At 45.1% G+C, this 21,811-nt stretch carries 20 protein-coding genes; 4 read left to right on the top strand and 16 right to left on the bottom strand.

The genetic code is table 11. The features are described 5' to 3' along the window. From tmk to yceD, 11 genes are all read right to left on the bottom strand, one after another. On the bottom strand, nt 1-633 hold the full coding sequence (gene tmk / locus ACVA54_RS08695) for a dTMP kinase (protein ID WP_099079539.1): 633 nt from the start codon (nt 631-633) through the stop codon (nt 1-3). Beyond that, nucleotides 630-1,646, bottom strand: coding sequence for an endolytic transglycosylase MltG (gene mltG, locus ACVA54_RS08690; protein WP_119463622.1), 1,017 nt, complete (start codon nt 1,644-1,646; stop codon nt 630-632). Before mltG ends, tmk begins: the two co-directional genes overlap by 4 nt. Further along, a complete protein-coding gene (pabC, locus tag ACVA54_RS08685) occupies nt 1,643-2,458 on the bottom strand; it encodes an aminodeoxychorismate lyase (protein ID WP_119463623.1) in 816 nt (271 codons plus the stop codon). Before pabC ends, mltG begins: the two co-directional genes overlap by 4 nt. Nucleotides 2,459-2,566: 108 nt before the next feature. After that, a complete protein-coding gene (gene fabF / locus ACVA54_RS08680) occupies nt 2,567-3,814 on the bottom strand; it encodes a beta-ketoacyl-ACP synthase II (RefSeq protein WP_119463624.1) in 1,248 nt (415 codons plus the stop codon). Nucleotides 3,815-3,907: 93 nt separating this feature from the next. Continuing rightward, entirely contained in the window at nt 3,908-4,141 is a 234-nt protein-coding gene (acpP, locus tag ACVA54_RS08675; protein ID WP_004406112.1) for an acyl carrier protein, read from the bottom strand. A gap of 244 nt (nt 4,142-4,385) precedes the next feature. Then, nucleotides 4,386-5,120, bottom strand: coding sequence for a 3-oxoacyl-ACP reductase FabG (gene fabG / locus ACVA54_RS08670; RefSeq protein WP_172438126.1), 735 nt, complete (start codon nt 5,118-5,120; stop codon nt 4,386-4,388). A 34-nt stretch (nt 5,121-5,154) separates the two neighbouring features. Further along, nucleotides 5,155-6,078 carry an ACP S-malonyltransferase gene (gene fabD / locus ACVA54_RS08665; RefSeq protein WP_446580425.1) on the bottom strand — a complete coding sequence of 308 codons (924 nt, stop codon included), beginning with the start codon at nt 6,076-6,078 and terminating at the stop codon, nt 5,155-5,157. A 76-nt stretch (nt 6,079-6,154) separates the two neighbouring features. Then, entirely contained in the window at nt 6,155-7,105 is a 951-nt protein-coding gene (locus tag ACVA54_RS08660) for a beta-ketoacyl-ACP synthase III (protein ID WP_099079533.1), read from the bottom strand. A gap of 5 nt (nt 7,106-7,110) precedes the next feature. Beyond that, complete coding sequence (gene plsX, locus ACVA54_RS08655; RefSeq protein ID WP_099079532.1) at nt 7,111-8,136, bottom strand: phosphate acyltransferase PlsX; 1,026 nt, start codon at nt 8,134-8,136, stop codon at nt 7,111-7,113. A 9-nt stretch (nt 8,137-8,145) separates the two neighbouring features. Beyond that, nucleotides 8,146-8,316, bottom strand: a complete 171-nt coding sequence (rpmF, locus tag ACVA54_RS08650; protein WP_004414666.1) for a 50S ribosomal protein L32 — start codon at nt 8,314-8,316, stop codon at nt 8,146-8,148. 58 nt (nt 8,317-8,374) lie between these two features. Further along, on the bottom strand, nt 8,375-8,899 hold the full coding sequence (yceD, locus tag ACVA54_RS08645; RefSeq protein WP_099079531.1) for a 23S rRNA accumulation protein YceD: 525 nt from the start codon (nt 8,897-8,899) through the stop codon (nt 8,375-8,377). 149 nt (nt 8,900-9,048) lie between these two features. On the opposite strand from yceD, the gene ACVA54_RS08640 reads away from it, so the two are divergent. Continuing rightward, entirely contained in the window at nt 9,049-9,630 is a 582-nt protein-coding gene (locus tag ACVA54_RS08640) for a Maf family protein (RefSeq protein ID WP_099079530.1), read from the top strand. Between the two features lie 152 nt (nt 9,631-9,782). Here ACVA54_RS08640 and rluC read toward each other — a convergent pair whose 3' ends face one another. Next, nucleotides 9,783-10,727 carry a 23S rRNA pseudouridine(955/2504/2580) synthase RluC gene (gene rluC, locus ACVA54_RS08635; RefSeq protein WP_119463751.1) on the bottom strand — a complete coding sequence of 315 codons (945 nt, stop codon included), beginning with the start codon at nt 10,725-10,727 and terminating at the stop codon, nt 9,783-9,785. A gap of 634 nt (nt 10,728-11,361) precedes the next feature. Here rluC and rne point away from each other — a divergent pair. Both rne and ACVA54_RS08625 read left to right on the top strand, forming a co-directional pair. Continuing rightward, nucleotides 11,362-14,421, top strand: a complete 3,060-nt coding sequence (rne, locus tag ACVA54_RS08630) for a ribonuclease E (RefSeq protein WP_446596524.1) — start codon at nt 11,362-11,364, stop codon at nt 14,419-14,421. Between the two features lie 314 nt (nt 14,422-14,735). After that, nucleotides 14,736-16,295: a SulP family inorganic anion transporter gene (locus ACVA54_RS08625; RefSeq protein WP_099079528.1), complete on the top strand. Its 1,560-nt coding sequence runs from the start codon at nt 14,736-14,738 to the stop codon at nt 16,293-16,295. 70 nt (nt 16,296-16,365) lie between these two features. Here the strand turns inward: ACVA54_RS08625 and ACVA54_RS08620 are convergent, their stop codons facing one another. Next, nucleotides 16,366-16,818, bottom strand: a complete 453-nt coding sequence (locus ACVA54_RS08620; protein ID WP_099079527.1) for a low molecular weight protein-tyrosine-phosphatase — start codon at nt 16,816-16,818, stop codon at nt 16,366-16,368. Nucleotides 16,819-16,933: 115 nt separating this feature from the next. Between ACVA54_RS08620 and cobO the strand changes: the two genes are divergently transcribed. Beyond that, the gene (gene cobO, locus ACVA54_RS08615) at nt 16,934-17,539 is read left to right on the top strand and encodes a cob(I)yrinic acid a,c-diamide adenosyltransferase (protein WP_099079526.1); all 606 of its coding nucleotides are present in this window, start codon (nt 16,934-16,936) and stop codon (nt 17,537-17,539) included. Nucleotides 17,540-17,638: 99 nt separating this feature from the next. On the opposite strand, the gene ACVA54_RS08610 is transcribed toward cobO, so the two are convergent. From ACVA54_RS08610 to apbC, 3 genes are all read right to left on the bottom strand, one after another. Then, the gene (locus ACVA54_RS08610) at nt 17,639-19,726 is read right to left on the bottom strand and encodes an AsmA family protein (protein WP_446649526.1); all 2,088 of its coding nucleotides are present in this window, start codon (nt 19,724-19,726) and stop codon (nt 17,639-17,641) included. Between the two features lie 183 nt (nt 19,727-19,909). Further along, nucleotides 19,910-20,551 carry a uridine kinase gene (gene udk / locus ACVA54_RS08605; RefSeq protein WP_099079524.1) on the bottom strand — a complete coding sequence of 214 codons (642 nt, stop codon included), beginning with the start codon at nt 20,549-20,551 and terminating at the stop codon, nt 19,910-19,912. 181 nt (nt 20,552-20,732) lie between these two features. Continuing rightward, nucleotides 20,733-21,809, bottom strand: a complete 1,077-nt coding sequence (apbC, locus tag ACVA54_RS08600) for an iron-sulfur cluster carrier protein ApbC (protein ID WP_099079523.1) — start codon at nt 21,807-21,809, stop codon at nt 20,733-20,735. Nucleotides 21,810-21,811 lie beyond the last annotated feature (2 nt).

Below are 21,811 nucleotides of genomic sequence, written 5' to 3'. Positions count from 1 at the left end.
TTACAATGATGCTAGCCATTCGTTCAAAGCGGCTTTAATGTCTTGCGCCACTTCTTCAATCGACTGCTCAGCGTTGATCACTACAATGGAATCATCTGCATTTGCGAGCTCCAAGTAACGCTCACGCGTTCGCTCAAAGAAGCTAATGTCCATCTTTTCAATACGATCGAGTTCACCGCGACCACGTGCTCGCTCGAGGCCAACACGAGGGTCAAGATCCATGTATAACGTGAAAGCCGGCTTAAATTCACCTAAGGTGGTGTCACGAAGATTTTTCATCAACGACTCGTCGATTTGGCGGCCACCACCTTGATAAGCTTGAGAAGACAAATCATGACGGTCGCCAACTACCCATTGACCATTTGCTAGCGCTGGCTTGATCACGTTCTCAACCAATTGAACACGTGCTGCGTAGAGTAAAAGCAGCTCTGTCATGTCTTTCAGGTCTTCGCCTTCGTGCCCTTCTTTAACCAAAGCGCGCATTTTTTCGGCTAGCGGTGTGCCACCTGGCTCTCGAGTATTGACGATATCTTCGATGCCCGCAGCATTTAGCGTGTCTAAAACGGTTTTAATCGCCGTGCTTTTACCCGCGCCTTCGAGGCCCTCAACGACAATAAAGTTTGCTTTCATCATTTGTTCTTTCTTAGTTCTCTTAAATAGGCACGTACAGCACGATTGTGCTCTGCAAGGGACTTCGAAAACACATGTCCGCCCTTTCCACTTGCTACGAAATATAGATAATTACTGTTTTCTGGGTGTAAAGCAGCTTCAATCGATGCCTCCCCCGCCATGGCAATCGGCGTTGGCGGCAATCCATTGATAGTGTATGTGTTGTATGGCGTTGGAGTACGCAAATCTTTCTTACGAATATTACCATCGTAGGCATCACCCATGCCGTAGATAACGGTCGGGTCCGTTTGCAGGCGCATACGTTTATTTAGACGGTTTACAAATACAGAAGCCACGCGCTCACGCTCTGAATCAATCGCGGTCTCTTTTTCGATAATAGAAGCCAGAATCAGCGCTTCATATTTGTCTTTCAGTGGCAGTTTTTCTTGACGCTGTTCCCATTGTGCATCAAGAATTTTATTTAACTTGCTATGTGCACGATCTAAGATCTGACTTTCGCTTGTGCCAGCGGTGTAATGGTAGGTTTCAGCAAGAAATAAGCCTTCAAGCTTTTCACGATCAATCCCCAATTTTTCAGCCATCTCTTTTTCAGACAGACCTGTCAAATCATGTTTTACATAAGGCGCGGTGCTGAGTTGGTCGACCCACTCAGAAAAGCGGCTGCCTTCCACAAACGTGATAGCAAACTGATGTTCTTTACCCGTATTGAGCTGTTCTAACGTTTGATAGAGAGAAAGCTTTGGCTCTAGTTGATAAGTGCCCGCTCTCACCTGAAGAAGCTCTGGATAAAGATGAGGCATCAAGCGAGTGTAGTCAGAAGCTTCGATAATGTTATCTTTCACCAAGTCGCGCATTACTCGGTGAAAGCTAGTGCCATTTTCTACTGTAAACAGCTGCGGCTGCTCAATAAGAATAGGCGAGTTAACGTATTGCTTAGTTTGTGAAACAACGTAAAAAACACCTGCTGCACTAATAGCGGCAATCAGTACAACAAACGCAAACAATTTTTTAATCACGTATTTAGATTCCCTTGAAGTCGTCGTGTCAATTTTCCAATTGGAAATTCAATCTTGTTATCTGGTGTTGAAATACCGGAAATCGGCGCAACACCCAGTAGTGAGTTACACATCCACACCTCTTCTGCATCAAGCAAATCCGTCAGTGTGAATTCGGCTACTTGCACTGGGTAACCTTCAGTTTGGAGAAACTCCAATACCTTACGGCGCATCACGCCAGCCACACCAGACAAACTCAACCGCGGTGTGTATACCCGTTTACCATTAACCCAAAAAAGGTTTGCCATTGTAGTTTCAATGACATGATTTTGCACATTTAACGTCACAGCGTCGGCAAATTCAGAACCTTCAATTTCTGCCTTTGCGAGAACCTGCTCTATTCGGTTGTTGTGCTTATGGCCAGCTAGGAGCGGTTGAATGCCTAGGCGGGTTTTGCAAACGCCTAACTGCACGCCATTTTCTTGCCACAAAGTATAATGAGAAGGAAATGCGAAGTTCGAAATGGTTACAACCGGACCATCTATACCGACGGGACTGTATCCACGTCCACCAGTGCCACGACTGATGTGAATTTTGATTCCTGCCGACTCGTCTTTTAAGACCGCAAGCATCGCCCAATCAAAAACCGTATTCCAATCAGGAAAAGGTATGTGCAATGTTTTTAGACACGCCTCCATACGCTCAATATGTGCTTGCCAGTGCTCCAACTGACTATGCTTAGTCTTGATGGTGGTAAAACAGCCATCACCATATTGAAACGAGCGATCACCGAGCGAAACATGCGTTTGTGGAAGTCCATTTACCCAGAACATTCAGATACCCTTTGATTTCTGATCGACAAATAAAACAAAACGGCTCAATGCTAAGCATCGAGCCGTTAGAATACAAGTTTCACTACTCTAAAACTGTGTTAAAGAGTTTTACTCTGCAAACTTTTTGAATACAAGTGAGCCGTTTGTTCCGCCGAAACCGAACGAGTTACAGATCGCGTATTCCATATCAACTTTACGCGCAGTGTGCGGTACAAGGTCAATATCGAGGCCTTCTTCTGGGTCATCTAGATTGATCGTTGGTGGCACGATTTGGTCAACCAGAGACATCACCGTGATGATCGCTTCAACTGAACCCGCCGCACCTAAAAGGTGACCTGTCATAGATTTCGTTGAAGAGACAAGTACTTGTTTTGAGCCTTCTTCACCAAGAGCACGTTTCACACCCTTGATTTCAGCTACGTCACCGGCAGGAGTAGAAGTACCATGAGCGTTAACGTAACCCACTTGTGTACCCGTGATCTTCGCATCACGCATTGCCGCTTCCATCGCTAGTGCGCCACCTGAACCATCTTCACTTGGAGAAGTCATATGGTAAGCGTCACCAGACATACCAAAGCCCACTAGCTCTGCGTAAATCTTAGCGCCACGTGCTTTCGCGTGCTCGTATTCTTCCAGAACCATCATACCTGCACCGTCACCAAGAACGAAGCCGTCACGGCCTTTGTCCCATGGACGAGATGCTTTTTGAGGTTCATCATTACGAGTTGAAAGTGCTTTAGCCGCCCCAAAGCCAGCCATACCCAGTGGTGTAGATGCCTTCTCTGAGCCACCTGCAACCATTGCCTCGGCATCACCGTATGCGATCATACGTGCAGCGTGGCCGATGTTGTGAAGACCTGTCGTACATGCTGTAGAGATCGCGATATTTGGACCACGAAGACCACGCATGATAGATAGATTACCTGCCACCATATTAACGATGGTCGAAGGCACAAAAAATGGGCTTACTTTGCGAGGGCCTTTTTCAACAAGCGCTGTATGGCCTGTTTCGATTAGATCTAGACCGCCAATGCCTGAGCCGATTGCTACACCAACTCGAGCCGCGTTTTCTTCGGTAATTTGTAAGCCAGAGTCATCTAACGCTTGGATACCCGCGGCGATGCCGTACTGGATAAAGAGATCCATTTTACGAGCATCTTTTTTAGACATGTACTCTGTGCAATCGAAATCTTTAATAAGACCTGCAAAACGAGTTGAGAAGTTTGTCGTATCGAAATGTTCGATGTTAACAATACCACTTTGACCTTCTAGCAGGGCTTTCCAAGATGATTCTACTGTGTTGCCTACCGGTGACAACATACCCATGCCAGTGACAACTACACGACGCTTGGACACGATATAATTCTCCGGGAATTGAATATTTCTATGAGAGGATAGAAGAAGTTAGAAAGAACACAGGCGGTCTAGGAGACCGCCTGGGAGAGATAATTACTGAGCGCTGTTTACGTAGTCGATTGCAGCTTGAACAGTAGTGATTTTCTCTGCTTCTTCATCAGGAATCTCAGTGTCAAATTCCTCTTCTAGAGCCATAACTAGCTCTACAGTATCTAGAGAATCAGCACCTAGATCGTCAACAAAAGAAGCTTCATTTTTAACTTCTGCTTCGTCCACACCTAGCTGTTCAACAATGATTTTCTTTACGCGTTCTTCGATGTTGCTCATTTTTTTTTCCTTTACAGATTTCGCCTAATGCGATGATTCCGTAGTTTATTCGAACTATTGAAAGTTGCAAGGGGGTCCTTGCTGGTCAAACCACAAATTTAGCGAAATTAACCGAATTTCAATACATTTTTGACTTATATCATGCACAAATGTTGTGCATAACCATGACAAGTTTACGACAGTTAACAGCAACTATAGGCTATTTTTCACAAAGTAAAATAGCTCATTTTGCACGAACTGTGCGTTAAACCATATACATACCACCATTTACATGCAACGTTTCACCAGTAATGTAAGCCGCTTCAGGTGAAGCTAGGAACACAACTGCAGAAGCAATTTCACGAGGATCACCTAGACGGCCTGCTGGCACGTTCGACAACGTTGCTGCACGTTGGTCGTCATTTAGCGCCTTAGTCATGTCAGTTTCGATGAACCCTGGCGCTACCGTGTTAACCGTTACGCCGCGAGAAGCGACTTCACGCGCCATCGACTTAGTAAAACCGATCACACCAGCTTTTGCTGCTGCGTAGTTCGTTTGACCAGCATTACCCATAGTACCTACAACTGAGCCTACGTTGATGATACGGCCAGAACGCTTTTTCATCATGCCACGTAGAACGGCTTTAGACATGCGGTAGATTGGCGTAAGGTTCGTATTGATGATGTCGTTCCACTCATCGTCTTTCATACGCATTAGTAGATTGTCACGAGTAATACCGGCGTTGTTGACTAGAATATCGATCGCGCCAAATTCATCGTTGATGGTTTTTAGTGTTGCTTCGATAGAGTCAACGTCCGTCACGTTAAGTGCTAGACCTTTGCCATTTTCACCTAGGTATTCGCTGATCGCCGCTGCGCCGCCTTCAGAAGTCGCCGTACCGATTACTGTCGCACCGCGCTCAACAAGAAGCTCCGCAATCGCACGACCAATGCCACGGCTTGCGCCTGTCACAAGAGCGATCTTACCTTCTAGATTCATCATGTTGTGTTTTCCTTTTCTTATCGTGAACGAATTACTTAGCAGCTTCTAGCGAAGCAACGTCATTAACGGCTGCTGCGCTTAGTGTTTTCACGATACGTTTCGTTAGACCTGTCAGTACTTTGCCAGGGCCAAACTCAAGTAGGTTTTCTACACCTTGCTCGCTCATTAGCTGTACGCTTTCAGTCCAACGTACTGGGCTGTGTAGCTGACGAACAAGTGCATCTTTTATTTTTGCAGGATCCGTTTCCGCCGCCACATCAACGTTGTTGATTACAGGAAGTTGTGGTGCATTGAATTCGATAGACTCTAGCGCGACAGCTAGCTTCTCTGCTGCAGGTTTCATTAGTGCACAGTGTGAAGGCACTGAAACAGGAAGAGGAAGTGCACGTTTTGCACCTGCTTCTTTACATAGTGCGCCCGCACGCTCTACTGCGTCTTTACTACCTGCGATAACAACTTGACCAGGCGAGTTGAAGTTTACTGGAGAAACCACTTCACCTTGCGCTGCTTCTTCACACGCTTTTGCAATCGCTTCATCATCTAGACCGATGATCGCGTACATTGCACCAGTACCAGCAGGTACTGCTTCTTGCATAAGTTGACCACGTAGTTCAACCAGTTTGATTGCTTCTTTAAAGTCAATCACGCCAGCACATACCAATGCTGAATATTCACCTAGGCTGTGACCCGCTAGGTTTGCTGGTTGCTCAAGACCAAGCTCTTGCCATACACGCCAGATAGCAACAGATGACGCTAGCAAAGCAGGTTGAGTACGGAAAGTTTGGTTTAGATCTTCTGCAGGTCCATTTTGAACAAGCGCCCATAGGTCGTAACCTAGTGCGTCAGATGCTTCTGCAAATGTTTGTTTTACTACGTCATATTGTTCGCCTAGATCAGCAAGCATACCTACAGCTTGTGAGCCTTGGCCTGGAAATACGATAGCAAACTTGCTCATGTTGTCTTCCTTTAAGCAAAGTAAAAAGAAATAAGATGCACCTTAGCGCATCTTAAATTTTTAATTCTTATGAAACTTAGAATTTCACTAGGGCAGAGCCCCAAGTGAATCCCCCGCCAAACGCTTCAAGAAGCAGGGTTTGACCACGTTTAATACGACCATCACGAACCGCTTCATCCAGTGCAGTTGGCACTGTTGCAGCAGACGTGTTGCCGTGTTTATCTAATGTAATCACGACTTGGTCTAGTGACATCGAAAGTTTCTTCGCTGTCGCTGAAATAATACGATAGTTCGCTTGGTGCGGCACTAACCAGTCTAATTCAGACTTGTGCATATCGTTCGCTTCAAGCGTATCTTTTACTAGCTTAGAGAGCTGAGTTACGGCCACTTTAAAAACTTCGTTGCCCGCCATGTGCAGCCACTGGTCGGCATCTTTGCCACGTTGTGGCACAGGAAGACTCAGTAGATCGCCAAATTGACCATCTGAATACACGTGTGTAGAGATGATACCAGGCTCTTCGCTAGCACCCACAACCACAGCGCCCGCAGCGTCACCAAATAGAATGATGGTTGAACGGTCAGTCGGGTCACATGTTTTTGACAATGCGTCTGCACCAATCACAAGTACGTTTTTGCACATACCCGTTTTAATGTGTTGATCAGCGACAGACAATGCGTATACAAAGCCGGAACAAGCAGCGGCTAAGTCAAAAGCAGGACAACCTTTAATACCAAGCTTTGCCTGCACCTGACACGCAGATGAAGGGAAAGTATGGCTACTGCTTGTGGTCGCAACGATAATGAGGTCGATATCATTTTTATCGATGCCGGCCATATCGATTGCATTTTCAGCTGCGTAGAATGCCATGTCCGCAACAGTTTCATCTTCTGCTGCAATTCGACGCTCTTTAATACCTGTGCGAGCGACGATCCACTCATCACTTGTATCTACCATTTTTTCTAAGTCAGCGTTCGTACGCACTTGAGATGGCAGGTAGCTGCCAGTACCTAAAATTTTGCTATACATGAAGACTAATAATGCCTCTCGAGTAAAACCGCTTCCAAACGATCGCTAATACGGCTTGGTACTTGTCGTTTGACCTCGTGTACTGCCTCGCCAAGTGCATTGACAATCGCAGATACATCCGCACTTCCATGGCTTTTTATGACAATGCCGCGCAATCCTAGCAAACTTGCGCCGTTATACTGGTCGGGGTTCAGTGTTTTTAGTTCATTAAATAGCCGAGAAAACAACTTTCTAGCAATCCACCCCTTTATCGTTGATGCCATCATGCTCGTTTTGAGCTTTTCGATAAAGAGATGCGCTGTTCCCTCACTGGCTTTTAAGCATACATTGCCGACAAAGCCATCACAGACAATAACATCGGCAACATCATGCAAAATTTGATTACCTTCAATATAACCAACAAAGTTAATCGTGTCGGTTTGAGAAAGCATTTCTGCACAGCGTTTAACTAAATCGTTCCCTTTGATTTCTTCTGCACCAATATTCAATACAGCGACACGAGGGGGACGACCTAAATGTTCTTCTGCTAGTGCACTACCCATTACAGCAAATTGGAAAAGACTGTCGGCATCACACGACACATTCGCCCCAAGATCTAACATCCAAGTACGTTTTCCACTGATGGTAGGTAAAGCTGAAACTAATGCAGGACGTTCAATACCAGGAAGCAGCTTAAGAATAAAGCGTGACAGCGCCATTAGCGCGCCGGTGTTACCACCACTCACGCAAGCATCGGCCTCACTTTCAGAAACGAGATCGAGCGCCATACGCATAGAACTGTTTTGACTATTACGCAGCGCTAAAGAAGGTTTTTCTGAATTTGAAATCACTTTCTCACTATGAACAATGCTCAAACGAGAACTGGTTGATGTACCTAGTTGAGATAATTGAGACGTGATCAGAGATTGATCACCTATAAGAATCACTTTTAGCTCTGGGAAATGAGACAGTGCCTGCACGGCGGCAGGCACTGTTACGCGTGGACCGAAATCCCCGCCCATTGCATCAAGTGCAACGGTAATATTTTGCAAAGGTCAACCTTACTTGTTGATAACCTTTTTGCCACGGTAGTAACCTTCAGCAGTTACGTTGTGACGTAGGTGAGTTTCACCTGAAGTTGCATCTACAGAAAGTGCTGCTGTAGTTAGTGCATCGTGTGAACGACGCATACCACGCATTGAACGTGACTTCTTGCTCTTTTGTACGGCCATTGACCCTACTCCTATACTATTGGGTTCAAAGATGAGAAAGCATCAATTACCACACTGATTACTTTTTCAAACTTTTCAAAACGTCGAATGGATTCGGTTTCTTTTCCTCAATTTCTTCAGGAATCTCACCAAAAACCATGTTATTTGAATCAACGCTACAATCCGCTTCATCATGCATCGCAATTTGAGGTAATGCTAAGATGAACTCGTCTTCAACCAGTTGTATAAGGTCTAATTCACCATACTCATTTAGATCTACCAAATCATAAATTTCTGGTGCTTCCTCTTCCGTCTTCTCACCGTAGTAAGGAGTGTAAAGGAATTCAACTTCACACAGATGTGTGAATACCTCGTTACAACGCTGACACTCTAATTCGACTTCGATGTTAGCTTTACCAGAGATAACAACAAGTCGCTGTTCATCTATCTCAAATGACAATGAGACTTCTGCGTCGCGTTTTACGCCATCAGTCATTTCCGCTAAGCGCTTAAAAAGACTAGCTTGGATGATGCCATCGAAATCTAGTCGTTTCTGTGCCGCTTTAGCCGGATCAACCGTTCGCGGTAATTTTACCTTTTGCATAGGGCGCGAATATTATCTTCCAAATCAAAATTAGTCAAAGAAAAAGGAAAAAAAGTTGTACTTTTTTACGCTTAACATACAGAGCATTAGCCAGAATCAATTTTGATCGATTATGCTATCTAAAATGCTTTTGTGAATTGTAATTCAAAATGAAAAATTACCAACTTGTTTTAGCCTCAACTTCCCCTTTTCGTAAACAATTGCTGGAAAAACTTTCAACACCGTTTATTTGCGTGTCGCCAGATTGCGACGAAACACCACAGCCTGATGAGCGTCCGTTGGACTTAGTACAGAGGCTCGCCATCGATAAAGCGACATCCTGCGATACAGAGCAGCCTAGTTTAGTCATAGGTAGTGACCAAGTGTGTGTCATTGATGGCAAAATTGTTGGTAAACCACTTGACCGTAACAATGCCATTGCTCAACTACTTGCCCAAAGCGGCAAAGTCATCACTTTTTATACTGGACTCGCCGTGCACAACACCGCAACAAACCATACTGAAGTTGGCTTCGATACTTTTGAAGTTCACTTCAGGGTGTTGAGTCGTGAGCAGATTGAACGCTACGTCGATAGAGAAGAACCCTTTTACTGCGCGGGCAGTTTTAAGAGTGAAGGAATGGGTATTTGTCTGTTTAATAAGTTAGTAGGCAAAGACCCGAATACCTTAGTAGGGCTGCCACTTATCGACTTGATTGATATGTTACAAACGCAAGGTTTTGACGTTTTGTAATGTTCTATGGCATATATCTTAAAGACAAAATGAGCCTTTACGGTAAAGATTCCTTCCCCCTCTCTTTGTCAGTTTAAGGGATAGTTGAATTGGTAACATTAAAAAGGGAGCGCTATGCTCCCTTGGTGATACCTTTAAACTCATGTGCTGGATTAGCTTTTTCTCAAACCCACTAACACTTTTTCTAGTTTAGGTCCCATCGGCGCATTAATTTCCATCCATTCATCGTTTGATGGATGTTGGAACTTAATATTTGCCGCATGGAGAAACAAACGGTCAAGGCCAACCTGTCCGGTGTAAGCATCAAAGCGTCGGTCACCATAGCGGTCATCCCACGCAATAGGATGGCCGGTGTATTGAGTATGCACTCGAATTTGGTGAGTACGGCCAGTAATTGGGCTCGCTTGAATCAACGTCGCTTGCTCAAACTTTTCCAGAATTTTAAAACGTGTTTCAGAAGGCTTACCATTCGGGTTAACGCGCACGATGCTGTTCACTTCATTTTTCAGTAATGGTGCATTAACCACTTTACAGCTGCTCTTCCACTGTCCCATCACCAATGCGAAGTAAAACTTTTTCACTGTTTTTTCACGGAACTGTGCTTGCAAATGACGAAGCGCTGAACGTTTTTTTGCGACCAATAAAATGCCTGAGGTATCTCGGTCAATACGATGTACAAGTTCAAGGAAACGAGCTTGTGGTCGTAACGCACGTAGTGCTTCGATAGCGCCAAACTTCAAACCACTACCACCATGCACCGCTGTGCCGGACGGTTTATTAAGAATCAACATATGATCATCTTCAAAAATGATCATATCTTCAAGCTCAGCGACTTTATTCAACTTAGTGCTTGGCGCTACGTCGTCTTCTTTCTTCTCTACCGTTACTGGTGGAATACGAACGAGGTCACCCGCTTTCAGTTTATACTCAGCCTTAACTCGCTTTTTATTTACGCGCACTTCGCCCTTACGCACGATTCGATAAATCATGCTTTTTGGGACATCTTTTAATTGGTTGCGTAAGAAATTATCAATACGCTGACCCGCCATATCTTCGTCTATATCGACAAACTGGACTTGTGTTCTTATTTCGCTCATGTGCGCTATTGTAAACGCAAATCTGTATGACTTCACATTATTCTTGCGACGAAAGAAATACTTGTTGGCATAAATTGAGCCAAAATGCGCCAAGCTTTTGTTTAAATTATTAAAACCCACCACCAAGTTGGCGGTTTGTTTTACATCTTTGTTATTTTCAACAGCCAAGTGCTTATTAAACAGCCAGTTATGAATTTGAAAAATTGAATTAGCGCCGATTTTTCTATCGTTTGCGTGAAAGCCGATTGCTGATATCCACTCGCGCTGCTATAGTTCACAGCTGCTAAGGAAGGTTTGGTTACATTTTGTTCATTACCAATCATCTATCCCAAGCAATGTGAGTAGACTATTGAAGATCAGGTGCAGCATTGGCGTAAGACTCTTTGAATTCAAAACACTTACCACTCTACTCCTCGCATATTCACGTTGAGTATCTACCGCCCGAATAGCGGGTCACAAGTTTTTCGTTTCTAACCGAAACCCTAAGAGATTTGTGATAACTGACGTGCCCAAGAGCATCCCCTTCCAGCCGGGAGGCTGCAATATATAAGCCATGGGATCAGGCACCGTGAAAGAGCGAAAAAAAGTGGTAAGAAAACGAGAAAGATAAAAGAGAAGACAACGAGAATTTTCAATGAAAAGAATGTTAATTAACGCAACTCAAAAAGAAGAGTTGCGTGTCGCTCTGGTTGATGGCCAGCGACTTTTCGATCTTGATATCGAGAGTCCAGGACATGAATCTAAGAAGGCGAATATCTACAAAGGCCGTATTACACGTGTCGAACCAAGCCTAGAAGCCGCATTTGTTGATTACGGTGCTGAGCGTCACGGTTTCCTCCCTCTCAAAGAAATTGCCCGCGAATACTTCCCTGAAGGTTACACTTACCAAGGTCGTCCAAGCATTAAAGAAGTGCTAAGCGAAGGGCAAGAAGTAATCGTACAAGTGGAAAAAGAGGAACGTGGTAGCAAGGGCGCAGCTCTGACTACTTTCATTTCTCTTGCAGGTAGCTATCTAGTCCTGATGCCTAACAACCCACGTGCTGGCGGTATTTCACGCCGTATCGAAGGTGACGAGCGCACTCAGCTAAAAGCAGCGTTAAGCACTTTAGAACTGCCACAAGGCATGGGGCTAATCGTTCGTACCGCTGGGGTTGGAAAGAGCGCTGAAGAGCTTGAATGGGATTTGAACGTACTACTTAATCACTGGAGTGCGATTAAGGACGCGGCAGACTCTAACCTTGCCCCATTCTTAATCCACCAAGAAAGTAACGTTATCGTTCGTGCAATCCGTGATTACCTACGTCGCGACATTGGTGAAATCCTAATTGATAGCAACACCATTTATGAACGTGCTAAAGAGCACATCAGCTTGGTTCGCCCTGATTTCATTAACCGTGTTAAGAAATACGAAGGCGAAGTTCCGCTATTTAGCCACTACCAAATCGAAAGCCAAATTGAATCAGCGTTCCAACGTGAAGTGCGCTTACCTTCTGGCGGTTCTATCGTTATCGACCCAACAGAAGCGCTAACCTCTATCGATATCAACTCAGCTCGTGCAACAAAGGGTGGCGATATCGAAGAAACGGCACTGAACACAAACCTAGAAGCCGCTGATGAGATCGCTCGTCAATTGCGTCTACGTGACCTAGGTGGTCTGGTTGTTATTGACTTCATTGATATGACACCTGTACGCCACCAACGCGAAGTAGAAAACCGTCTGCGTGAAGCTGTTCGTTTAGATCGTGCTCGCGTCCAAATCGGCCGTATTTCTCGCTTTGGTCTACTAGAGATGTCTCGTCAACGCTTGAGCCCTTCTCTTGCAGAAGCAAGCCACCACATCTGTCCTCGTTGTACGGGCACGGGTGTTGTTCGTGACAACGAATCTCTAGCACTGTCTGTTCTTCGTCTAATTGAAGAGGAAGCATTGAAAGACAACACCGCTCAAGTTTTGGCGGTTGTCCCTGTTCCAATTGCTTCTTATCTATTGAACGAAAAGCGTCGCTCAGTAAACCACATCGAACGCAATCAAGAAGTGAAAATCACGGTTGTTCCAAACTCAGATATGGAAACACCACACTTCGAAGTAATCCGCGTGCGTGAAGGCGAAGAATTTGATCTACTTTCTTACTTACTTCCTAAGAAACTGGAAGCAATGAAAGAAGCGGAAGGCAAAGAAACAACAGAAGTTGAAATTAAGTCTAAGCGAATTGAAGAGCCTGTTCTTAAAGGTTTTGCTGCGCCGACTCAAACTGCACCAGCGCCAACTCCTGCATCTAAGCCTGCTCCAGCAGCGAAGAAGAAAGAAGTCGTACAAGAAGAAAAACCTGGGCTATTTAGCCGTCTGTTCAAAGCCTTAGGTAGCTTCCTATTTGGTGGTTCTGAAGAAGCAAAAGAAGCGCCGAAACAAGAAGAAAAGAAACCGAACCGCGATAACAAACGCAACCGACGTGATCGTAACGACCGTCGTCGTGGTAACCAACGCGATAATCGTGAGACTCGCGATAACCGTGATAACCGCGATAACCGTGATAACCGCGATAACAAGCGCCGTCGCAAGCCTCGTGATGAACAAGCGACTGAACAAAGCGATGTTCAGCAGTTAAGCAAACCACAAAACCGTAATCAAAAGCGTAAGCCAAAACCTCAACAAGCTGAGAAATCACAAGAGCAAAAAGCAAACGTAAAAGTAGCGGAAAAAGGTCTGCAGCTCGCCGCAGAAGCGCGTTCTGAAGCTAAACCAGAAGAAATCAAAGCGAAGACAAACACCAAAGCAGAGAAAGTGAAAGAGCGCCGTCAACGTCGCAAACTAAACAAATCTGTGCGCGTTAAGGACCAGCAAGCGGCTGAACAACTCGTTGAGTTGCCAGTTGAAGCTCCTGTTGAAAAGCCAGTTGAGGCAATCGCAGAAGCACAACAAGACAACCTTCAAGCAGAATCTAAACAGCGTCGCAATCGTCGTTCTCCACGTCACCTACGTGCAAGTGGTCAACGCCGTCGTCGTGGTCGCGATCGTCGCCCTAACCCATTCCGTCTACGTAAGGGTGGCGTAGCTTCTCCTGAGATGGCAATGGGTAAAGTGATGCCACGCTACATTCAAAAACCAGCGCCGAAGAAGGAAGAGCGAGTTCAAGAAGAAGCAGCAGCGACGGCAGTATCTGCAATCCAAGGTGGTTTTGCTTGTCCAGAAATGGCGATGGGTAAAATTATCATCCGTCGTGAGCACCATGCCGTCGTTGACGCGCCAGTTGTTGAATCAAAAGTTCAAGAACCTGTAGAGGCGAAAATGGAAGCTCCATTCGTTAAAGCACCAGTTGCTGAGAAAACTGAGTCTACAGTTGTTGAAACAGCACCAGTAGAGCTTATCGTTGATGCACCTGTAGCTGAAGTGACTGAAACAGTTGTAGAAACTACACTTACTCCAGAGCCAGTGGCTGAAGCGGTAGAAGAAACTGTAGAAGAAATTACAGTTAAATCACCGGCAGCAGCACCAGTATCTGAAGTTGAAGTTATCAACGTTGCCACTAAGCCACGCGCTAGCGCACCGATGACGAAAGCACCGGGTCCTCAAGAGCTTCGTGAAATTACGATTTCAGCAGCACCGTTTAAAGCCGAGCGCTACGCACCGAAAGGCGCAGGCAGCCAAGTAGCAATAAACCGTGCATCTGCAGGAATGACAAAACCAAACTTCAACTAAGTTTGTCGTCACTATAAGTAATTGAAAGGCTGCCATTTGGCAGCCTTTTTTGTTTAACGCAATGTTGAATATTATTGTTCACATTAATATCAATGACTGATCACATTTGTGGCTCATTCTCCTTATCATTCTTGAACTTAATCACACTTTTCGGTAGCATTCGTCGACTCAAGTTTTCGACACCATTCTGATGCAGCTCTTTTTCACTACAGTTTGAACTGATAGGCGTGAACATAACTTCACCTATTAGCGCTTATGCAAACACGAATATATGTCGGGAGATATTTCATTGCCAAAAGAGCCCTATATTACACATGTTCGAATTTCCTCAATTTTCTAAGCACTCAGTAAAAAACGATGTGCTATCAGGTTTAACCGTTGCGCTAGCATTGGTTCCTGAAGCCGTAGCATTTGCATTCGTTGCTGGTGTTGACCCTATGGTTGGTCTGTATGCTGCGTTCATCGTAGGCCTAATCACTTCTATCTTCGGTGGCCGTCCTGGTATGATTTCAGGCGCGACTGGTGCGATGGCCGTCGTTATGGTCTCACTGGTGGCGACTCATGGGGTTCAGTACCTATTCGCTGCCATCATGCTAGCCGGTATCCTGCAAATCGCAGCTGGTCTATTCAAGCTAGGCAAGTTCATTCGAATCGTTCCACATCCGGTAATGATTGGTTTCGTGAACGGCCTAGCAATTGTTATCTTCTTAGCTCAGCTTGGTCAATTTAAGGCACCTGATGTCAACGGTATGCTTACTTGGCTACCACAAGACCAAATGCTGCTTATGCTAGGTCTCGTTGCGCTAACAATGGCAATCATCCACTTCTTACCAAAGCTAACCACCGCAGTGCCTTCATCACTTGTTGCCATCGTAACCGTAACAGCACTTGTGGTGGGCTTAGATCTTGAAACACGTACGGTTGTAGATTTCCTACGCACAATGTCTGGTGATGAGGCTGCGACATTGGCTGGTTCTCTGCCGACTTTCTCAATTCCGGTAGTACCATTTACACTGGAAACCATTCAAATCATCCTGCCCTACGCGATAATCCTTGCAGCCATCGGTCTGATCGAATCGCTACTGACGCTAACGGTACTTGATGAGATGACCAACACTCGTGGTCAATCTAACCGTGAATGTATCGGTCAAGGTATGGCAAACATGACCTGCTCGGTATTCGGTGCCATGGGTGGTTGTGCGATGATTGGCCAATCTATGATCAACGTAAACTCAGGTGGTCGTGGCCGTCTGTCTGGTATTGTTGCCGCAAGCGCACTACTGATCTTCATCCTGTTCGCATCATCACTTATTGAAATGATCCCGCTTGCAGCGCTTGTTGGTGTGATGTTCATGGTAGTAATCGGAACATTTGAATGGGCAACGTTTAAATTGGCGCGCCGTGTACCAAAGCAAGATTTCTTTGTTATCGTTCTCGTTACAGTAGTGACGGTTCTGACTGACCTTGCCGTAGCCGTAGCGGTTGGTGTCATTGCCTCTGCTCTAATGTTTGCATGGCAGCATGCTAAGCACATCTATGCGGATACCCGCCTAAACGAAGAAGGCTCAAAAGAGTACAAGATTCACGGCCCTATTTTCTTCGGCTCGGCAGCGAACTTCCTTGAGTTGTTCAATGCGCAAGATGATCCTAAAGATATCATTGTTGACTTCGCTGATTCACGCGTAACCGACCACTCTGCTATTGAAGCGATAGAAACGCTTGCAGAACGCTACGCAACGTTAGACAAAACACTTCACCTACGTCACCTAAGCCCTGACTGCCGTAAGCTTCTCGATAAAGCGGGTAGCTTGGTAGAAATTAATGTGAAAGAAGACCCAAGCTATAAAGTTGCCACCGACATCCTAGCTGGCTAACAAACCAAAAGGGATGAGCTGAGCTCATCCCTTTTGTTCTTCAATTGTGTCGTGAAAACGACTCGCTGTTTTATATCAGCTTTTTTAGAATGGCGTCTGATGCCTCTTCAATAAGGTCTAATACCAGTTCGAAACCGTTCTCCCCCCCGTAGTATGGATCAGGGATTTCGTCGTAGCGAGAATCTCCATGACTCAGAAACAAAGACACTTTATGTCGATACTCATCCGGACAGAGATCCAATAAATCCGCTAAATTGGCTTTATCCGCCGCCAACACCATATCAAACGCGGAAAAGTCCCCAACAACCACCTTACGTGCTTTCATACCTTTGAATGAATAACCACGTAACTGACCTGCTTGCATGGCACGCGCATCCGGACGGCTTCCTACGTGATAACCAATGGTACCTGCAGATTCTACCTGTAGTGGCACTCCTAGCGCCTGTGCTTTCGATTTTAATACGGCCTCTCCCGTAGGTGAGCGACAAATGTTTCCCATACAAACAACGAGTACTTTCTTCATTTTATTCCCTGTATTCTCGATGGTTTTTCTTTACCTGCTGTTGAACTATCATAGCGAGATAATTTGCTTTACCCAAGTCAGCACACTGGCTTGTAGATAGAATTAAGGAAAGAGAATGTCTATCGAAGAGAACAAAGAGGCACGCCATAAGGCTCGCCAGCAAAAAGTAAAAGAACAAGTAGACGCAAAGATCGCCGCCGCTCAAGAAGAAAAGGGTTTATTACTCATCATTACTGGCAACGGTAAAGGTAAATCGACCTCCGGTTTTGGCACCATCGCTCGCGCACTTGGTCATGGCTTAAAATGTTCTGTTGCTCAGTTCATCAAGGGCACGTGGGATAATGGAGAGCGTAACCTGCTAGAAAACCTCGGCGTGGAATTCCAAGTCATGGCAACGGGTTTTACTTGGGAAACGCAAAATAAAACCGCCGATACAGAAGCCGCTCAACTTGTGTGGCAAGAATGTAAGCGCATGCTGAAAGACGAATCGATTGATGTGATTCTGTTTGATGAGCTGACGTATATGGTGAGCTATGGGTACATCGACTTAGAGGAAGTCGTTGAAGCACTGAATAACCGCCCGAAAATGCAATCAGTCGTGATCACCGGTCGTGCTGCTCATCGTTCATTGATTGAAATGGCAGACACCGTCTCGGAAGTGAAGAATGTAAAGCACGCCTTTGAATCCGGCGTAAAAGCACTGAAAGGGGTGGATTGGTAATCTTCTCACTGAACCAAGCATCCCTAGGTTACTTGGGTATAAAAAAGGGTTGGCTCAGTGCCAACCCTTTGCTTTGTAAAAATAAAGCGAACTCTAAAATTAGTTAAACAAGTTCTTCAACAAACTGTCTACCGCTTCTTTCGTTTTCTCATCTTTAATTTTGTCCGTTAGCTTTTCAACGCCTCGGTCTATTTCTTTCTGTGCTTTCTGTTTCAGAACATCATCAAATACTAGCTTGAATTTTGGCTCCGCCCACTTGCCGGAAACATTGATTGGAATCGTAATATCTTTCAGCTCATCGATATTTTTTCCGCCCTGCCCTTCCAGTGAACCTACAATAGACGTACTGATAGTAAAATCGACCGTTTCATTGAGGTAGTTTGCACTGCCTTTACCACGCAAACGCAATAATGGGGATTGAGCTTGAAGATTATCCGTATAAACAACGCCTTTGTTTAATCTCATTGTTGCCGTCATTGCGCTAAAGTCAGTTTTCTTGACTTCATCTGTGCCTTCTAAGCTTTGGCCTTTAAATCGCGCATAGTTTTCACGAATCAATTGAGCGACATTGATGCCATTAACTGCACCGTCTGTAAAGTTAATCGCGACCGTACCCACTAGGTTCTTCTTCATGCCTGTTGGCGTTAAGCTCTTACCGCTAACGTTCACATCGATATTACCGGTCCCTTCCAACTTATCACTGTTAGCGACATCAATTAGCAGTGGCTGAACATGGACACCTTTAATCGACTGCTTCGCGCTATAAGTTGCTGGCGATTTACGAGCATCTAACTTCGCCGTTGCGGTGATTGTGCCCTGATAAAGTTTAGAGTTGAATGACGTTAGGTCAAACACACCACGATTGATGGAGAAGTCTGCTTTGACTGCTTCCATCTTCGCATTCGCGGCTTTGAACTTATCGATCTTGATATCACCTTTCACATCCAGTACTTTTAAAGCTGATAAGTCTGGCTCACCCTCTTGGCCAACTGGCGCACTTTCGCCACCTGATGCTGACTTATCACTTGAAGGCGCTTGCTTATTCAAGCCCAAAAATTCATCTGCATCGATGTTAGGGCTGTGCAGTGCGAAACGAATTTTAGGGATATCACCTAATGTCACATCCGCTTTCCCGTCTAACACAATCGCATTTGCGGTGAGATTTTCCAGCACAAAACTCAAGTGACTCTTCGTTAAGTCGAACGATAGGTCAGAGGCCATATCCACTTTCATTGGTGATTGTGGAAGTGCAGCACCTTCAAAAGTCGATTTTAACGTCAGTTTGTTCAATTGAACCTTGCTGATCGCTTTATCAACAATCAGTTCACCACCGCCTTGCATGTCTAGCTTCATGCCGCCCGCGTCGCCTTTCAACGCATAGCTTAGGCGGTTTACTTTATCAAACTCAAACGTGTCTAAACCGATGGTCGCAGATTCAATTTTGTTTGCTTCGTCAGCGTAGGTTGCATCAAAGTTGATGTTTTTCAACGCGTAGCTTGCAAGACCTTTTGCCAATTTAAAGTCCGCTTTGCCTTGCGCGGTGAACGTTTGATCGTTCATTTCACCTTTCACACCGAAGTCAGCTGTCGTCCAGTGATCAAAAGCAAACTGTGATAGGTTTAAGGAGATATCAGAAAGCTTGGTGTCGCTGCCGGTTTGCTTATCTTGGATTTCAACATAACCGTTAGAAATAGTCACTCCTGCAAGGTTGATCGTCCAATCAGAAGCTGAGCTTTGCGTACCTTCCGTTTGTACTGAAGTTGGCTCAGTAAATTGCTCAGCTTGTTGAGATTGTGCTTTGGTCAGCGCATCAATGTTCTTGCTACCATCTTTCAGCGTTTCAAGGTAGACCTCAGCACCATCTAATGTGACGTTGCCAATTTCGAGTTGCTTGCTAAGCAGAGGCATGACCGAGACATCAACACCGACCGTGTCAACTTTGAATAGATTTGGTTGACTAAAGCCTTGCGGGTTTCTCAGTTCAGTGCGACCCAGTTCGAAGCCAATCGATGGAAAGAACTGCCAACTGATGTCCCCTTCAATCACCAACTCTAAACCCGTTTGCTTCTGTACTTGTTCCACAATTAACGGCTTAAATTGATTCGGATTGACGAAGACGGTTAGCGCTAGCACCGCAGCTAAAATAACTACAACAGGTATGGCTATAACTAAGAGCAGTTTCTTCATGTGCTTTTTCCTTGCTCGTGAGTTTTTAAATTATATACCTAAGCTCGCACTGATCATTTCACAACAGCATGAAAATTGTCCGGCTTTACTTTGCAACTGGCTAATTTAAAAACAAAAAAAAGAAGTGGCACTTAAAGTGCCACTTCTTTTCACAAAAATAAAGCAATATAGCCATCTAAAGGCTTAAGCTTTCAAAAGTCTTGCAATGTGAGCTTTCAAAACGTCAATCGCGATACGGTTTTTTCCACCACGAGGAACAATAATATCCGCGTATTGCTTAGAAGGTTCAATAAATTGCATGAACATCGGACGAACAGTCTGTTGGTATTGCTTAAGAACTGATTCCATTGTTCGACCACGCTCTTCAACATCACGCTTAACACGGCGAAGCAGACAGATATCCAAAGGCGTATCCATAAATACTGTCGCGTGCATTAGATCACGTAAACGTGGGTCCGTTAAAAGCAAAATACCTTCAAGAATGATGACCTTTTTAGGTGTCATTGCTGTGGTATTGCTTGTACGAGTATGCTCAGTGTAGCTGTACTCTGGTACTTCTACCGCTTCGCCACGTACCAATTTCTCTAAGTGTTCACAAAGTAGGTCGTGGTCTAACGCGCTCGGGTGGTCGTAGTTAGTCTTTACTCGATCTTCCATGCTTAGGTGGCTTTGGTCGTTGTAGTAGCAATCTTCCGTGATAACACCGATTTGATGATCGCCCACTTTCTCGCGAAGCTCATTGTAAATCGTGCTCGCGATCAGACTTTTTCCAGAAGCAGAAGCGCCAGCAATACCTACGATGACGCATTGATTATTATCAGACATTAGTTTGCACCCGATGATGATTTTCTAGTCACATAAATAGATAAACTGCCTGATTATAGGGAGTTCACCCCTTAGATACTAGCTGGAATTAGGGTTTAGTTATAAGTTTCTTTCTGCGTAGAGAATGAACCCTAAAGCAAACGTTGGCGTGTATGATTTTCAACCAAACCAGGGTATGCACTCAGTTCACCATTGTGAAACTGATTGTGTCTGATTTGGCTTTGCCTTGCCAATACATCGTGCCACAAACGCGATCGGCGATCTGTTTGTAGTAACCTGCATGCTCACTATCTGGACGTCTCGCCACTGTTGGTATTCCGGCGTCGATATCTTCTCGCATGGCGATATGAAGTGGGATCTGTCCAAGTAACGCTAACCCAAATTCTTGCGATATTTTCTCTGCACCACCCGTACCAAAAATGTGCTCTACGGCACCACATTGGCTACAAATGTGATAGCTCATGTTCTCAACGACGCCCACCACTGGCACATTAACTTTATGGAACATCGCCGCCCCTTTACGAGCATCGGCGAGTGCTAGATCTTGTGGCGTTGTCACTAATACCGTGCCTGTCACCGGAATCTGTTGTGACAAGGTCAGTTGAATATCCCCTGTACCTGGCGGCATATCAATAACCAAATAATCCAAATCTGGCCATTCTGTTTCGGTTAATAATTGGGCCAACGCCTTTGATGCCATTGGACCACGCCAAATCGCCGCTTCGGATTTATCCACCAAATAGCCAATAGAATGAGTATAGATGCCATGGGCAAAAATGGGTTTCATCCACTTAGCATCACGAACTTCTGGCTTCGTATCTTCTTGTCCAAGCATCATCGGTACAGACGGCCCATAGATGTCTGCATCCAACAGACCGACTTTCGCGCCAGACTGCGCGATTGCAAGAGCGAGATTGACCGCCGTGGTTGATTTTCCTACTCCACCTTTCGCTGAGCTAACTGCGATGATGTTTTTCACTCCCTTAACTGCGTTTTCGACTTGAGTTTCCAGTGCTTTCACACCAAGTTCGATATGGAACGCAAACTCAGGAACCGTGCCTGACGCTTGCTGCTCCTTAATCCAATCACTGAGTACTGCTTGGAGTTCATTACTCGCAAATGGCAACGTAATTTGAATGCCACCTTGCGCTGGAATCGCGACAATGCCGTGAATATCTGCCCAGTTTTCCACCAACTGTGGATGCTGGAATTGGTTAAGCCAATGACAAAAATCTTGTTTTGAAGTGAACTGATGCATAA

Source organism: Vibrio sp. PNB23_22_6 (genome assembly GCF_052877535.1).
The sequence above is the reverse complement of the archived record's forward strand: the minus strand, read 5'-3'. Positions and strand labels throughout refer to the sequence as shown.